Origin of the sequence: Kitasatospora sp. NPDC058063, from assembly GCF_042885395.1 — a bacterium.
Taxonomy (GTDB): domain Bacteria; phylum Actinomycetota; class Actinomycetes; order Streptomycetales; family Streptomycetaceae; genus Kitasatospora; species Kitasatospora lactacystinica.
The window spans coordinates 622,012-636,894 of sequence record NZ_JBHVSD010000002.1; the positions used below are offsets into that span (position 1 = coordinate 622,012).

Annotated in this window: 11 protein-coding genes; 5 read left to right on the plus strand and 6 right to left on the minus strand. The window is 73.9% G+C overall.

Features of this window, described 5'->3' with window-relative positions; genetic code table 11:
* Nucleotides 1-125: 125 nt before the first annotated feature.
* From ACFVUY_RS06425 to ACFVUY_RS06435, 3 genes are all read left to right on the plus strand, one after another.
* Nucleotides 126-707, plus strand: coding sequence for a cysteine dioxygenase family protein (locus tag ACFVUY_RS06425; protein ID WP_359911665.1), 582 nt, complete (start codon nt 126-128; stop codon nt 705-707).
* Nucleotides 708-765: 58 nt separating this feature from the next.
* Nucleotides 766-1,905, plus strand: a complete 1,140-nt coding sequence (locus ACFVUY_RS06430) for a YeiH family protein (protein ID WP_387727831.1) — start codon at nt 766-768, stop codon at nt 1,903-1,905.
* Between the two features lie 116 nt (nt 1,906-2,021).
* On the plus strand, nt 2,022-2,735 hold the full coding sequence (locus tag ACFVUY_RS06435; protein ID WP_387727746.1) for a spermidine synthase: 714 nt from the start codon (nt 2,022-2,024) through the stop codon (nt 2,733-2,735).
* 285 nt (nt 2,736-3,020) lie between these two features.
* On the opposite strand, the gene ACFVUY_RS06440 is transcribed toward ACFVUY_RS06435, so the two are convergent.
* The 3 genes from ACFVUY_RS06440 to ACFVUY_RS06450 all read right to left on the minus strand — a co-directional run bounded on the left by ACFVUY_RS06440 (nt 3,021) and on the right by ACFVUY_RS06450 (nt 6,539).
* Complete coding sequence (locus tag ACFVUY_RS06440) at nt 3,021-4,949, minus strand: hypothetical protein (protein WP_387727748.1); 1,929 nt, start codon at nt 4,947-4,949, stop codon at nt 3,021-3,023.
* Nucleotides 4,950-5,088: 139 nt separating this feature from the next.
* A complete protein-coding gene (locus ACFVUY_RS06445) occupies nt 5,089-5,931 on the minus strand; it encodes a TetR/AcrR family transcriptional regulator (protein WP_387727749.1) in 843 nt (280 codons plus the stop codon).
* Nucleotides 5,932-6,029: 98 nt separating this feature from the next.
* On the minus strand, nt 6,030-6,539 hold the full coding sequence (locus tag ACFVUY_RS06450; protein ID WP_387685281.1) for an NUDIX hydrolase: 510 nt from the start codon (nt 6,537-6,539) through the stop codon (nt 6,030-6,032).
* Nucleotides 6,540-6,650: 111 nt separating this feature from the next.
* Between ACFVUY_RS06450 and ACFVUY_RS06455 the strand changes: the two genes are divergently transcribed.
* Nucleotides 6,651-7,874 (plus strand): serine hydrolase domain-containing protein, encoded by a 1,224-nt coding sequence (locus tag ACFVUY_RS06455; protein WP_380539566.1) that lies wholly within the window; start codon nt 6,651-6,653, stop codon nt 7,872-7,874.
* 2 nt (nt 7,875-7,876) lie between these two features.
* Here the strand turns inward: ACFVUY_RS06455 and ACFVUY_RS06460 are convergent, their stop codons facing one another.
* The 3 genes from ACFVUY_RS06460 to ACFVUY_RS06470 form a co-directional block, all read right to left on the minus strand.
* Nucleotides 7,877-8,200, minus strand: a complete 324-nt coding sequence (locus ACFVUY_RS06460; protein ID WP_387685284.1) for a nuclear transport factor 2 family protein — start codon at nt 8,198-8,200, stop codon at nt 7,877-7,879.
* Between the two features lie 248 nt (nt 8,201-8,448).
* Nucleotides 8,449-9,972, minus strand: coding sequence for an aldehyde dehydrogenase family protein (locus tag ACFVUY_RS06465; RefSeq protein WP_387727751.1), 1,524 nt, complete (start codon nt 9,970-9,972; stop codon nt 8,449-8,451).
* Between the two features lie 557 nt (nt 9,973-10,529).
* A complete protein-coding gene (locus ACFVUY_RS06470) occupies nt 10,530-11,477 on the minus strand; it encodes a terpene cyclase (RefSeq protein ID WP_380539572.1) in 948 nt (315 codons plus the stop codon).
* Between the two features lie 309 nt (nt 11,478-11,786).
* On the opposite strand from ACFVUY_RS06470, the gene ACFVUY_RS06475 reads away from it, so the two are divergent.
* Nucleotides 11,787-14,801 carry an ATP-binding protein gene (locus ACFVUY_RS06475; protein ID WP_387727753.1) on the plus strand — a complete coding sequence of 1,005 codons (3,015 nt, stop codon included), beginning with the start codon at nt 11,787-11,789 and terminating at the stop codon, nt 14,799-14,801.
* The last annotated feature ends 82 nt before the right edge of the window (nt 14,802-14,883 follow it).

Below are 14,883 nucleotides of genomic sequence, written 5' to 3' on the forward strand. Positions count from 1 at the left end.
CGGCAGTAGGTAGCCGGCAGTAGGTGACCGGTGACTGGCTGGCTGGTGACATATAAGCGTTAGTGGGGAGGTTCCTTACCAACCCTCCTTGGACGTGATAGGTCACCAGGGTCGAACCTGCTGGGATGACTCCCTCAGCCACGGTCGGCAGCGACCGACTCACCGAGCGGATGACCGCGCTGATCAGTGAGATCCGCGCCGTCGTGGACCGCGGACTCCCGCCGGAGCTCACCGCCTACCTGGTCGGCGAGCGACTCGCCCCGCACCTGCACGCCGACCCGGACGGTCCCGACGCGCTGCTCGCCCCCGCCCACCGCGAGGGCGACCCGCAGCGCTACCGCCAGCACGTCCTGCACGCCGAGGAGGACGGCAGCTTCTCCGTCGTCGCGCTGGTCTGGCTCCCCGGGCAGCAGACCCCGATCCACGACCACGTCTCCTGGTGCGTGGCCGGCGTCCACCAGGGGCAGGAGAGCGAGACCCGCTACCGGCTGGTCTCCGGCGGCCCCACCGCCCGGCTGGTCGAGACCGAGCACGTGGCCGGCCCGGCCGGTACCGTCGCCGCCTTCGCCCCGCCCGGCGACATCCACCTGGTGCGCAACTCCTGTAGTAGCACGGCGATCTCCATCCACGTCTACGGTGCGGACGTCTCCCGGCTCGGCACCAGCATCCGGCGGGTCTACCGGATGCCCGCCGACGGGCAGCAGTGATCCCGGCGTGGCACTGACCCTCCGGCACCGCGCCGCCCGTACCCGCTCGTTGCCCCCGATGCGGGGGGACACCCCCGGGCTGCTGCTCGCCGCCCTCGGGGTGGCCGCCGCGCTCGGCGTCCACGCGCTGGTGCCGGCCGTGCCCAAGCTCACCGCCGCCGTCGTGCTCGGCATGGCGGCGGCCCACCTGCCCGGGGTGCGCCCGGTGGTCCGTGGGATCGCCCGGCCGGGGCTGTCCACGGCCGGGAAGCGGCTGATGCGGCTCGGGATCGTGCTGCTCGGGCTCAAGCTCAGCCTGGACGACGTGCTCGGCCTCGGCTGGGCCACCGTGGCCATGGTGCTGGCCGTGGTCGCGGCCACCTTCGCGGGCACGCTCTGGCTGGGCCGGCGGCTCGGCCTGCCCGGCGACCAGCCGCTGCTGGTCGCCACCGGGTACTCGATCTGCGGGGCCTCGGCGATCGGCGCGGTCAGCCAGGCGGCGGGCAGCGAGGAGGAGGACGTCGCGGCCTCGGTGGCGCTGGTCACCCTGTGCGGGACGCTGGCGATCGCCGTGCTCCCGCTGCTCCAGCATCCGCTCGGGCTCGACGAGCTGGAGTTCGGGCGCTGGGTCGGGGCGAGCGTGCACGACGTCGGGCAGGTGGTCGCCACCGCGCAGGCCAGTGGGGCCGGTGCGCTGCGGGAGGCGGTGCTGGTCAAGCTGATGCGCGTGGTGCTGCTGGCGCCGCTGGTCGCGGGGGTGGCCGTCATGGTGCGGCGGAACCTGCGGGCGGCGCGGATGGCGCGGGTGGCTTCGGTGAAGGTCGCGGCGGGGGCTCCGGCGGGGGCTCCGGCGGGGGTTTCGACCGGGGCTTCGGCGGCGGTGACGTCGGCGGCGGGGGCTCCGGCGGAGGGCGAGGCGGACGGGAAGCCGGGTGAGAAGTCGGTGAAGACCGGCAACCGTCCGCCGATCGTGCCGCTGTTCGTGGCGGGCTTCCTCGCGATGATCGTCCTGCGGACCACCGGGGTGCTGCCCGAGCGGGCGCTCGGCCTGGCCTCGGACGCCCAGGAACTGCTGCTGGCCGCCGCGTTGTTCGGTCTCGGCAGTGCGGTGCACCTGCCGACCATGGCCCGCACCGGCGGGCGGATCGCCCTGCTCGGGCTCGGATCCTGGGTGGTCGTCGCGGGAGTCTCGTACGCGGGGGTGCTGGTCACGACCTGACGGACCCCGGTGCGGACTCGGCTATTGTCGGGCGCAAGCCCACCCCGCCCGCCGGTACCAGGGCGGTGGTGCGGCCGAGTTCAACCGAGTTCACCCGAGTCCGCCAAGGAGGACGGATGACCACAGCACTGCCCGAACGCGACGGCCGCGAGGCCGTCGTCACGCTCGACCGGCGGGAGGGCCCGTACGGTGAGGTGGTGCTCCGGCAACGCGGTCGGGACTTCGAGATCATCGCCAACGGCTGCTTCCTGATGGACACCGCCGACGGGCGCTCGGAGCGGCTGCTGATCCAGACGGCGCTGGACGAGCTGGACCGTACGGGCGGCGGTCCGGTCGAGCGGCCGTCGGTGCTGATCGGGGGCCTCGGGGTCGGATTCTCGCTGGCGTACGCGGCGGCCGAGCCGCGTTGGGGGCGGATCGCCATCGTCGAGCGGGAGTCCGCGATCATCGACTGGCACCGGACCGGCCCGCTCGGCGTCTTCTCGGACGGCGCACTGGACGACGAGCGGGTCGAGGTTCTCCACACCGACCTGCTGGAGTACCTCGCGGCGGCGGACGGCGAGCGCTACGACGCGCTGTGCCTCGACATCGACAACGGGCCGGACTGGACCGTCACCGAGTCCAACGACGGGCTGTACGGCGCGGACGGGCTGACGGTGCTGTGGCACCGGTTGCGGCCCGGCGGGGTGCTGGCCGTGTGGAGTGCGCAGCCTTCGCAGGCCTTCGAGGACGCGCTGCGGGCGGTGGGCTTCTCGGATGTGGTGACGCACGAGGTCCCGGTCGCCCGGGGAGTGCCGGACGTGGTGCACCTGGGCCGGAGGGCGGGCTGAGCGCCGAAGCCGGTCCGGCCGGGGCGGAGCAGGTGCGCCCGGAGCGTGGGTGAACCCGTGGGCGGTGTGCGGCGGTTGACGGCGGAGCGGATCGCGGCCGACCTCCGACGGCGCTCGCGGCAGGGGAGTCGGCGCCGGGGGGGGGAGTGGGGCCGGAAGCGGGTAACGGATGACAGCTGACAGATTTCAGATTTCGTTCGCTGAAATCTGAAATCTGTCGGCTGTTCACTGTCGGCCGTCATCCGTTCGCCGTGTCACCGTGCGGCGGCTCGTCGCGCCTCCGGCTCAGCCGAACGGGCGGTTCTCCGGCTCGGCGCCGACCGCGGCTACCGGCTCCGGTTCGTCCGTCGGCAGGGCCGGGATGCCCTCCATGGAGAAGGGGTTGAAGTCCGGCGGCGGGACCATCACCGGCGTGCCCTTGCGCGGACCCGCCTCCTCCGCGTCCTCGGGCTGCTCCGATCCCTGTGCCGCCGCTTCCACCGCGACGGGCGGGGCCTGGGCCGGGACGACGGGCGGGGTCGAGGGCGGCGGCGGGACGGCGGGCCCCTGCGAGGGGAGGGTGGTGCCGAACGGATCGGCCTTCTGGTCGGCCGTGACCGTGGTCCCGAACGGGTCGGCGACCGGGGCGGCGTCGGCGGGCCGGGCCGCGGGTGCGTCGCCCGGCGCGTCCGGGATGCCCTCCATGGAGAAGGGGTTGAAGTCCGGCGGCGGGACCATCACCGGCGTGCCCTTCGGGCGGTCCTCGGCATCCGGCGCCGTGTCCTCCCCGCCGGAGGAGGGGACCTCCGCGACGGGCGCGAAGGGGTTGAAGTCCGCGGGAGGTACCCGTACCGGTGTGCCGCGCAGGTGCACCGGCTTCTCCTCCGCCTCCTTCTCTGCGGCGGCAGCGACGGCAGCGGCAGCGGGGGCTTGAGCCGGAACCTGAGGCGGAGCAGGGGACTGCGCCGGGGCGGGCGTCCGGACCGGAGCGGGAGCCTGGGCCGGGGCGCCGCTCATTGCGGCCGGCACGCCGTCCCAGCCGAACTGGACGCTCTTCAGCAGCTCCGCGAACGCCTCCGTGTACAGCTCCCAGTCCTCCGGCCGCGCCGTGGACAGCTGGGCGCACAGCACCGTCCCGCCGTCCGGCAGCGGCACGAAGGCCTGGACGGCCGAGGTGACCACCCAGCGCCGCTGCCCGTCGGCGGCCAGCGGGCCGGGCACCGGGGCGGTCCGGCCCTCGACCAGGACGGCGGCCGGGCCGGCCGGCAGCAGGACGGTCCACACCTCGGCGTGCCGCCGGACGGTGGCCAGTTCGGTGGCGAGCGCGGTGATCGGCAGCGGGTGCCGGGCGAGCGAGACGACGAGGGCGGCGTCCGAGGTGCGGTCGTCCAGCTCCAGGGCGCAGACGCCGGCGTAGACGACGCCCGCGTCGCGGATCAGGTCGGCCAGAGTGGCGGAGATCACCGCGAAGTCGCGCCGCGGCTCCGGGCCGGTGGCGCTGAACAGTTCCTCGGCGACCTCCGCCAGGTGCCGGGCCAGCTCGTCGGCGGCCGCCACGGTGGCCGGGTCCGCACCACCCGTCCGGTCCGTACCACCCGTCCGGTCCGTATCGCGGGGCCGGTGCGTGCCGTCGGGCAGTGCCGGCAGCGGGGGCACCGCACGGGCGGAGACGCCGGGCGGGCCGCCCGGGGAGGTCAGCGCGTGGAAGCCCGGCGGCACGACCAGCCGGACCTCGGCCCCCGCGCCGGTGGGCAGTTCGACTGGTTGCCGGGTCTGCTGCCCGGCCGCCAGCGCGGCCAGCGCGGGGGCGAACGGCGGGCGCAGCTTGGCGTCGGCGAACTCGCCGGTGACCGGGAGCTGGAACAGCGCGGCCGAGGTGGTGCCCCGGTCGGCGATGGCACCGCGCACCGCGCCGCCGCCGTACCGGGCCTGGAGCGCGGTGACCACCCGGTCGGTGAGCCGTGCTCCGGTGCCCGGCCGGGCGGTGCCGGCGGTGGTCACCGTGCCGAGCCGGTCGAGGGCGGTGTGCACCGGGCCGTTGGGGGCCAGGGGCAGGCCGAACAGCGTTTCGGCGGCGGGGTGTTCGGCCGCCCGCGGGGCGCTCAGCGAGGCCGCCGGGTGGCGTGAGGTGCGCTCGTCGAAGAGGGCGTCGGTGAGGGTGCCGAGGGTCGCGCAGACCTGCTCCGCCGCCGCGAAGGGATTGGCCTCCACGCTGAACTGCACGTCCTGGGTCACCTGGTGAGCCCCCCGCTCTGCTCCGTCTGCCGTCGGTGGTTCGAGTGGGACCGGGCCCGCCGCGGCGGCGGGTCGTCAGATCCCGGCTCATTCCTATCAGAGCCCGCCGTCCGGACCGAACCGCAGGATGACCCGATGATCACTCGGTGGTGGTGCCGGTGGCCTGCGCGGACCCGTCCTCGGGGGTGCCGGCGGCGAGCCCGGTGACCGCCTCGACGATCCCCGGCACGGCGAACAGCCCCGCGAGGTCCCGCACCAGGCGCCCGGTCGGGCCGTCCGGGCGTTCGTCGGCGAAGAAGGAGGCCAGTTCGGCGGCGAGGGCCGGTTCGCGGGCGGCGGTGAGGGTGAGCGAGGCGACGAACTCCTGCACCAGGTGCAGCTGGAGCTCCTCCAGCGGCACCGAGCGCTCGACCAGCCACTCCAGCGAGGTGATCTCGGCGTTGGCGATCCAGGCCCGGACGGTCAGCCGCAGTCCGGCGCTCGGCTCGGGGAGCGCCAGGTGGGCCAGGATCTGCTCCTGTGCGGCCCTGCGCACGTCGTCGATCACCGCCGAGGTGCCCGCGCTGGCCGCCACCGAGCCGCCGCGCAGCAGCGCGGCGAAGCCCGGCCCGTGGCTCTGCACGAAGTCCAGGTAGCGGCCCATCACCCGGTGGAGCCGCTCCGACAGCGGCCCGTCCATCGGCTCCTCGAACCGGGCCGACAGCTCCTGCCCGGCCCGCCGCAGCGACTCCTCGTACAGCGCCTGCTTGCCGGGGAAGTAGTGGTACACCAGGGGCCGGGAGGCTCCCGCGGCGGCGGCGATGTCGTCGATCGACACTTCCTCCGGCGGCCGTCGGCTGAACAGTTCCAGTGCCACGGCGATCAGCTGCTCCCGCCGCTCGTCCACGCTCAGCCGTCGACGCGGCCGCTCGCCCGCCGCCCGGGCGGAGGCGGAGGTCCGTGCTGCGCGATCGGCCGTCGGTGACGGCGTACGGGAGGCCATGCGCGCCACCCTAGTTCGTCGAGGGCCCTGCGGTGGAGACAGGGGCCCACTGCCCTCCGGCCCGCGTACCGGCGCCGAACGCCGAGGCCGTGGCGGCGCTACGCGGACCGGAGGTCCAGGTAGCGGCGGTAGGCCTCGCGGCCGTCGGGGACGAAGGAGTCGCGGGTGAGGCGGTCGGCGAGTTCGGCGGGGGTGAGCCAGGTGTGCCAGGCGACCTCGGACTCCTGGGGGGAGACCGGGCCGTCCCACTCGGCCTCGTACATGTCGCACCACCAGGAGAGCCGGTCCTGCTCGAAGAGGAACTTGAACAGGGGGCGCGGGGTGATGCCGTGCACGCCGAGCTCCTCCTCGGCCTCGCGGACGGCGGCCTCGGCGTAGGTCTCGCCGGAGCCGACCACGCCGCCGACGAACATGTCGTACGCGCCGGGGGCGAAGAGCTTGGTGTCGGTGCGGCGGTGGACGAAGATCCGCCCGGCCGGGTCGCGGACCAGGATGAAGACGCAGCGGTGGGTGAGCCCGCGCCGGTACACCTCGCCGCGCAGGGCGGTCCCGATCACGCGGTCGTGCTCGTCGACGATGTCCAGCAGTTCCTCGGCAGGGTTGGTCATGAGGGACAGGTTAGGGTTTCGGGGCTCGGTTCGAACGGATTCGATCGAAGGAGATCGAGAACGAACACGAGCGGCACAAGAAGCAACGGAACTGGTCGAGGGCGGCACGCGGTGGTGGAGATCTGGGGCGAGACGGCCGAGGGGTTCGAGCCCGTACGCGCGGCCTTCGTGCGGAACTTCGCCGACTACGGCGAGCTCGGTGCGGCCTTCGCGCTGTACGTGCGCGGCCGCAAGGTGGTCGACCTGTGGGGCGGTGACGCCCGGCCCGAGGTCGGCGGCCGGCCGGCGCCCGCGGTGCCGTGGACGGCGGACACCGCGCAGGTGCTGCGCTCGGTCACCAAGGGCCTGACCGCGACCACCGCGCTGCTCCTGGCCGAACGCGGCCTGCTCGACCTGGACGCCCCGGCTGCCTCGTACTGGCCGGAGTTCGCGGCGGCCGGCAAGGGCCGGATACCGGTGGGCTGGCTGCTCTCGCACCAGGCCGGAGTGCCCGCGCTGGACGTGCCGCTGCGGCTGGAGGACGTGCTCACCTGGGAACGCGCGGCCGCCGCCGTCGCCGCGCAGGCGCCCGCCTGGGAACCCGGCACCGCGCACGGCTACCACCCGTACACCTTCGGCTGGCTGGTCGGCGAGGTGGTGCGCCGGGTCAGCGGCCGGACGGTGGGCCAGTACTTCGCCGAGGAGGTCGCCCGGCCGCTCGGGCTGGACCTGTGGATCGGGCTGCCGGCCGGCGCCGCGCCCAGGGTCGGCAGACTCGTCGACCTCCCGGCGCCGGACGCGGCCCGGACCGGTCCGAGCGGGCTGCGGCTGCGACCCAAGCAGTCCGTCCGGGACGCCTACCAGGACCCGGCCTCGCTGACCGCCCGCTCCTTCGCCTCGGTGCGCCCCGGCGTGGACCTCAACGACCCGGCGGTGCAGGCCGCCGAGATCCCCGGCGCCGGCGGCATCGGCACCGCCCGGTCGCTCGCCCGGTTCTACGCGGCACTGATCGGTGCGGCCGACCGCCCGGACGGCTCCGGCGCGCTGCTGCCGCCGCTGCTCGGCCCCGAGGTGCTGGCACGCGCGGTCGAGCCGGCGGTGAGCGGGCCGGACCGGGTGCTGATCGTCAACTCCACCTTCGGCCTGGGCTTCTGGCGGCACGGCCCGACCGCGCCGATGGCCTCCCCGGCGAGCTTCGGCCACCCGGGTCGGGGCGGTTCGCTCGGCTTCGCCGACCCCGACCTGGGGCTGGGCTTCGGCTACGTCACCAACGGCATGCAGCCGGGCGTCACCGGGGACATCCGCTCGCGGAACCTGATCCGCGCGGTGCGGGGGTGCCTGGGGCTGGACCGGTAGCCTCAGGCCTGGCCGGTCTCGAAGCGGTGGATCTTCCCGCCGTCGACGGTGAAGCGCCAGGCGGTGCGCATGGTGCCCCAGGTCTCGTTGGTGAACTCGGCGACCAGCGCGTGGCCTCCGCTCGACTCGGTCTGGACGGCCATCCGGCCGTTCGGGCCGAAGATCTCCCGGTCGACCCAGTCCGCCAGGTCGCGCTCGGATCCGTCGTCGGCCATGGTCGCGTCCGGGGCCAGCAGCGCGAAGAAGGCGTCGCGGTCGCCCGCGTTGACCGCGGTGACGAAGGCGCGGACGGCGGGGTCGCTGAGTTTCGTGGGGGCGATGGTCACGCGGGACTCCCTGATGGGGGTGAGGGGCGGGGAGTCCTGTCTACGGCTTTCGCGCGGGCCGTCCGGGCATGTCGGCGGCGCGTCGGTGAATTGGCCGTATTCATGTGCTTTGATCCACGGAACAGGCGAATCGCCCCGAAGCCCGCCACGGGGAGTGGCGAGGAGCGGGAGGCCCCGATGGGCCTCCCGCTCCGCTTTCCCGGCCTCCCGGGCTCGTCGGGTCTACCGGCCTCCCGGGCTCGTCGGGTCTAGAAGAAGCCGACCGCGTCGGGGGAGTAGCTGACCAGCAGGTTCTTGGTCTGCTGGTAGTGCTCCAGCAGCGCCTTGTGGGTCTCCCGCCCGATGCCGGAGTTCTTGTAGCCGCCGAAGGCCGCGTGGGCCGGGTAGGCGTGGTAGCAGTTCGTCCAGACCCGACCCGCCTGGATGGCGCGCCCGGCCCGGTGGGCGGTGTTGATGCTGCGGGTCCACACGCCCGCGCCGAGCCCGTACTGGGTGTCGTTGGCGAGTGCGACGGCCTGGTCGAAGCCGTCGAAGCGGGTGACCGAGACGACCGGTCCGAAGATCTCCTCCTGGAAGACCCGCATCGAGTTGTCGCCCTCGAAGACCGTCGGCGTGACGTAGTACCCGCCGGCCAGCGCGCCGCCGAGGTCGGCCCGCTCGCCGCCCACCAGGATCCTGGCGCCCTCGTCCTGGCCGATCTCGAAGTAGGAGAGGATCTTCTTCAGCTGCTCGACGCTGACCTGGGCGCCGACCTGGGTCTCGGTGTCCAGCGGGTTGCCCTGGCGCATCGCCCGCACCCGCGCCAGGCCATCGCCGAGCAGCCGCTCGTAGACCGGGGTCTCGATCAGGGCGCGGCTGGGGCAGGTGCAGACCTCGCCCTGGTTGAGGGCGAACATCGCGAAGCCCTCGACGGCCTTGTCGTAGAAGGCGTCGTCGGCGGCGGCGACGTCCGCGAAGAACACGTTGGGGCTCTTGCCGCCGAGTTCCAGCGTGGCCGGGATCAGGTTCTCGGCGGCCGAACGGGCGATCAGCCGGCCGGTGCCGGTCTCGCCGGTGAAGGCGATCTTGCGGATCCGGGGGCTGGCGGCCAGCGGGGCGCCGGCCTCCTCGCCGAAGCCGGTGACGATGTTGACCACGCCGGGCGGCACCAGGTCGGCGGTCAGCTCGGCGAGCAGCAGCACCGAGGCCGGGGTCTGCTCGGCGGGCTTGAGCACCACCGTGTTGCCGGCGGCGAGCGCCGGGGCGAGCTTCCAGACCGCCATCAGGATCGGGAAGTTCCACGGGATGATCTGGCCGACCACGCCCAGCGGCTCGTGGAAGTGGTACGCCACGGTGTCCTCGTCCAGCTGGGAGAGGCTGCCCTCCTGGGCCCGCAGCGCACCGGCGAAGTAGCGCAGGTGGTCGACCGCGAGCGGGAGGTCGGCGGCCAGCGTCTCGCGCACCGGCTTGCCGTTCTCCCAGCTCTCCGCGACGGCCAGCTGCTCCAGGTTGGTCTCCATCCGGTCCGCGATCCGCAGCAGCACCTGCGCGCGATCGGCGGCGGAGGTGCGGCCCCAGGCCGGGGCCGCGGCGTGGGCCGCGTCCAGCGCGGCCTCGATGTCCTCGGCGGTGCCCCGGGCGACCTCGGTGAACACCTCGCCGGTGACCGGGGTCGGGTTGCCGAAGTACTCGCCGCGCACCGGAGGCGTCCATTCGCCGCCGATCCAGTGCTCGTACCGGGAGCGGTAGGCGACGATGCTGCCGGGCGTGCCGGGGGGCTGGTAGACCGTCATGTTCGCTGTCTCCTCGCTGCGTCGGGCGCCGCCGGGCACGGCTCTGGCCACGGGCGGCACGCCGGACCGCCCGTTCGGGGGCGGTCCGGCGGGAGGGGTCGGACACGCAATCGGACCGGCGCCCCGCCGGGGCGCCCGCCGCCGAGCACGATAACCGCCGGGCGCCCGGCGCGGCTACGGTCCGTACGCGTGTCCGGTACGGAGGGTGTGTCTTCCGGTCGTTCGCGGGGGGCTGGGCCGCCGGACCTTCCCGGACCGGATCTCCGCGGGACCGCGGGCCCGGTCCCGATCTCCGCGGGAGCCCGGGTCCCGGTCCCGATCTCCGCGGGCGTCCCGAAACGGATCACTGCGGGGGCGCGCGTTTCGGACGCACCCCCGCGACCCGCGACCGCGCGCCGTCGCGCGTCGGTGGGGCCGTCCCCGGCGTGCCTCCGTACGCCGCCGTGCGTCGGCCGGACCGTCCCCGCGGCGTGCCGCCGTACGCCGCCGTACGGCCGGGGCGGCGCTCTCGGGTCGCGCCACCGCACGCCCGTCGGGCGGCCCGGGGCGCACGCCGGTCAGACCGCGTGGTACCGGCCGGTGCGGGCCTCCCAGCTGAGGTAGCCGGCCAGCCAGGTGAGCAGCCCGTCCGCGTACCGCTGGGCGATCGTGCGTTCGATCCGGGAGAGGCCCAACTCGCGGTGGACGTCGGGCAGCCGGGCGTGCAGCTCGGCGCAGCGGTCGACCATCAGCTGGGCCTCGGCGATGACCGCCGCGCAGGCCTCCTCGGCCGAGCAGCGCCGTTCCCGCTGGACGATCATGACCAGGTTGTTCACGTCCCCGCGCGGCGCCTCCAGCGGGTAGGAGTGCACGTCGTTGCTGAGCGACGGTATGTCGGCGGCCAGCTGGCGGAGCTGACGCAGCACGGGGTGGTGCAGGACGGCCGCCGGGACCTCGAACTGGCCCAGGCGTTCGACCATATCGAAGATGGTCTCCATCGCCGCGGTGCCCCGGCGGAGCTCCAGGTAGCCGGCGCGGTCCGGCGGCCGGGTGGAGATCCGGCCGGCCGCCTCGGCCGGGTGACTGGCCAGGTAGTACTCCCAGTTGTAGGCGGCGCGGGCCTGCCAGCGGGCCGGCATGCCCCGCATGCTGCGGTTCCACAGATCGGCGAAGGCGGTCTCGACCGCGGAGCCCTGGTCGGGGCGGGCGCCGTGCAGGACGGCGATCAGCCGTTCGCAGATCGGGGCCACCTCGGCGGGACGGCGGCCGAGCGGGCCGTCGAACTGGTCGTCGAAGAGGAAGTAGAAGCCCATCAGGTCGGCGGCCAGGGCGAGTTCGTCCGGGCCGGCGTCCGGATAGCCGAGTGCGGCGAGGTCCACCACCTCCCAGTGCGCGTAGCCGGGATGGTCGGCGTCGGGCAGCAGCGGGTGGCGGATCAGCCAGTCCCTGTGCAGTGCGGTGGCGTGGATGCCGTGCGGACTGCGGCGGTGCGGGAACGGAATCTGAAGTGAGGTGTCGTCAGACATCGGACTCCCGGTGCAGCGGAGGGTGGGGGCGCTTTTTGTTCGAGCGGTGATGGTGGGGGGAGTTGGCGCGACGGGGCGCGGACGGTGAGGGTGGGCTTCGCAAGATCATCCGCGCCTCGAAGGCCGTAGGGTATCTGATGCAATGATGGGATGTTAGGGATGTAGGGCAATTGCCCTTGACAGGGCCCCCAAACCCTCACCGTCCGCCCCAGCCTGCACGAATGCCCCACGGGGAGGTCCGCACGGCGCTAACCTCGGCTCCACGCAGTGATGGAGCTGTGACGCAGCGGGCGAGGCGGAGGCACGACGGTGACCGAGCAGGAGAACGCACTTCGGGCGGGCGGTGGTTCCGCCCACGACGGCGACGGCATCGCGCCCCGAGTCCGGTTGCGCGACCGCGACGCCGAACTGCGCTCGGTGGAGGCCGCCGTCGACCGGCTCTGCCGCGGCTTCGCCGCCGGCGGCACCGAGATCGGCGACCTGCTCACCTTCTCGGGCCGCCCCGGCATCGGCAAGACCAGCCTGCTGCACGAGGTCAGGCGGCTCGCCAAGCTCCGCGACGGCGCCACCGTGCTGTTCGCCCGAGGCGGTGAACGGCAGTTCAAGGAGCCGTACCACGTCCTGCGCCAGCTGCTCCAGCCCGTGCTCACCGACCTGAAGCCCGAGGTGTTCAGCCAGGTCATGGGCACCTGGGAAGAGGTCGTCGGACCGGCCATGGGCCTCAAGCAGCCCAAGGCCGGCGCCCGCCGCCTCGACCCGCAGGGCGTGCGCGACGGCCTCGACTACGTCCTCACCCAGCTCGCACCTCGCCGCGCGCCGATGGTGATGATCGTCGACGACCTGCACTGGGCGGACGGCGAGTCACTCTCCTGGCTGACCAAGTTCGCCATCCGATCGAGTGAACTTCCCGTACTGCTCGTCTTCGCCTTCCGGGAGGACGAGAACGACTGGCCCATCGAGACCCAGGACTACCGGCGGGACGTCCTCCTCCTCAAGGGCCGCAAGCACGAGCTCAACCGGCTCACCCTCAGCTCCGTCACCGACATGATCCGCGCCGAACTCGGCGACAGGGCCGAGGACGCCTTCTGCTACGAGTTCTGGAACGTCGTCAACGGCAACCCGTTCGAGGCCAACGCCCTGCTCGACCAGGTGCGCGAGCAGGAACTCGAACCGGTCGAGGAGAACTCCCGGCAGCTGCGCGAACTCGCCGTCGACGCCGCCGGGATGACCCTCAAGAGCTGGCTGGACCGGCTCGGCGCCAGCACCCTGCGGTTCGCCTGGGCCTGCGCGATGCTGGGCACCGACATCCGGGTCGACCTCGCCACCCGGATCTCCACCCAGAGCACCGAGGGCGCCCGCGAGTCCATCAAGCGGCTGCGCAAGCAGCGCGTGCTGACCCAGACCCCCAACGGGAACCTGGAGTTCGTGCACCCGCTGATCGCCAGCTCCATCTACAACACCATGCCGGACGCCACCCGCCTCGGCATGCACGGCATCGCCGCCGCCGAGATCGAGAACGCCGGACTCGGCCTGCTCGCCGCCTCCCGCCACCTGGTCGAGACCCACTCCGGCGAGGGCGATGACCGGATCGTCAAGAAGCTGCGCCGCGCCGCCGTCGAACACCAGCTGATCGGTGCCCCCGAGGCGGCCCAGCGCTGTCTGCACCGCGCGCTCAACGAGCCGCCCGCCGACGAGATCAAGGCCGAGGTGCTCTACGAACTCGGGTGCTCCGCGCTGCTCACCGACCCCGTCGCCACCGTCAACCAGCTCAAGCTGGCCCTCGACCCCGACGAGGTGCCGCTGCGCCCCGCCCTGCGCGTGGACGCCACCTTCCGGCTCTCCGAGGTGCTCGCCCACGCCGGTGAACTGGGCCAGGCGGCCCTGGTCTGCCAGGAAGAAGCACTGAGGACCACCGAACCGGCCGGGCGCCAGCGGCTCCAGGCCGCCTCGTTCATGTGGCACGCCTTCCGCAAGTCCGAGGAGGACGGCCCGGGCCGTTCCGCCCGGCTCGGCGAGATGTGCCGGGGCCTGAGCGGGCGGGAGGCGGCCGACCGGGCCGTGCTCGCCATGCGCGCCTGGGACCTCACCCTGCGCGGCGCCGCCTCCGCCGATGCGCTCGCGCTCGCCGACGAGGTCCTCGACGGCGGCCGGCTGCCCAAGGGCCTCGGCTGGACCGACACCACCTGGGGCTTCGAACTGCCCTCGATGCTCGGCCTGACGTACATCTACAACGACCGCATCGCCCAGGCCGAACGGCTGGCCGCGGACGCCATCATCCAGTTCGAGATCGCCGGGTGGAGCGGCGCCCACCGGGGCTTCGCCTACTTCCTGATGGGCCTGGCCCGGTTCCGCCGCGGCCTGCTCGCCGAGGCCGAGGACTTCCTGCGCCGGGCGTACCGCATCTCCGAGCGGATCGGGGAGAAGCTGCCGCTGGCGTGGGACGCGATCGGCGTGCTCGTCGACACCCTGATCGCCCGCGGCCGGGTCGACGAGGCCTGGAAGCTGGCCAACGAGTTCGGCTTCCACCCGCCGTACCACGCGACGGCCATGGTGCTGCCGGACGCGGCCTCGCTGTACGGCAAGCTGCTGGTCGCCAAGGAGAAGTACGCGGGCGCGGCCGCCGCGCTCACCGAGGCGGGCGCCCAACTGGAGGTCCGCGGCTGGCACAACACCGTCTGGGCGCCCTGGGCCGGCCACCTCGCCATCGCGATCGCGGACGACGAGCCCGAGCGTGCCCGCGACTACGCCCAGCGGGCGGTCCGGGACGCACGCAACTTCGGCACCGCCTCGGCGATCGGCAGCGCGCTGCGCCTGCAGGCCCGGATCGAGGACGGCCAGGCGGCGGTCGAACTGCTGGAGGACGCCGTGGCGTACCTCGGGCAGTCCCCGGCCGGCTACGAGCACGCCGTCGCCCTGGTCGACCTCGGCGCCGCGCTGCGCCGGGTCGGTCGGCTGGAGGACGCCCAGGAGTACCTGTACCAGGGCATCGAACTGGCCCAGCACTGTTCCGCGGAGGGGCTGGTCGACCGGGCCCGGCGGGAGCTGGCCAACTACGGCCTGCGGCCCAACCGGCTGGGGCTGCGCGACTTCCGGGACACCCTGGAGACGCTCAGCAGCGCCGAGTGGGAGGTCGCCAAGCGGGCCGTGCAGGGCGTGCCGCCGCAGCGGATCGCCGACGAGCTCGGGGTGCCGCTCGGACTGGTCAACCGTCGGCTGGCGGCGGTCTACCGCAAGGCGGGCAGCGGGCCGGACGGCCTGGCCTCGGCGCTCGGTCTGCCGCAGCAGCAGCGGGACGCGGGCCGGCTGGAGGAGCTGGACGGCTAGGAGCGGCCCCCGGGGGCGGTCGGGGCGCCCCGGTAGTCGTGGCCGGTGCACGGTGCACGGGTGGGGCGCCCGGTTCGTGGCG

Coding starts and splice junctions, on each gene's coding strand:
- ACFVUY_RS06425 (WP_359911665.1), top strand. CDS start 126: ATGACTCCCTCAGCCACGGTCGGCAGCGACCGACTCACCGAGCGGATG.
- ACFVUY_RS06430 (WP_387727831.1), top strand. CDS start 766: ATGCGGGGGGACACCCCCGGGCTGCTGCTCGCCGCCCTCGGGGTGGCC.
- ACFVUY_RS06435 (WP_387727746.1), top strand. CDS start 2,022: ATGACCACAGCACTGCCCGAACGCGACGGCCGCGAGGCCGTCGTCACG.
- ACFVUY_RS06445 (WP_387727749.1), bottom strand. CDS start 5,931: ATGGCCTCCCGTACGCCGTCACCGACGGCCGATCGCGCAGCACGGACC.
- ACFVUY_RS06450 (WP_387685281.1), bottom strand. CDS start 6,539: ATGACCAACCCTGCCGAGGAACTGCTGGACATCGTCGACGAGCACGAC.
- ACFVUY_RS06465 (WP_387727751.1), bottom strand. CDS start 9,972: ATGACGGTCTACCAGCCCCCCGGCACGCCCGGCAGCATCGTCGCCTAC.
- ACFVUY_RS06470 (WP_380539572.1), bottom strand. CDS start 11,477: ATGTCTGACGACACCTCACTTCAGATTCCGTTCCCGCACCGCCGCAGT.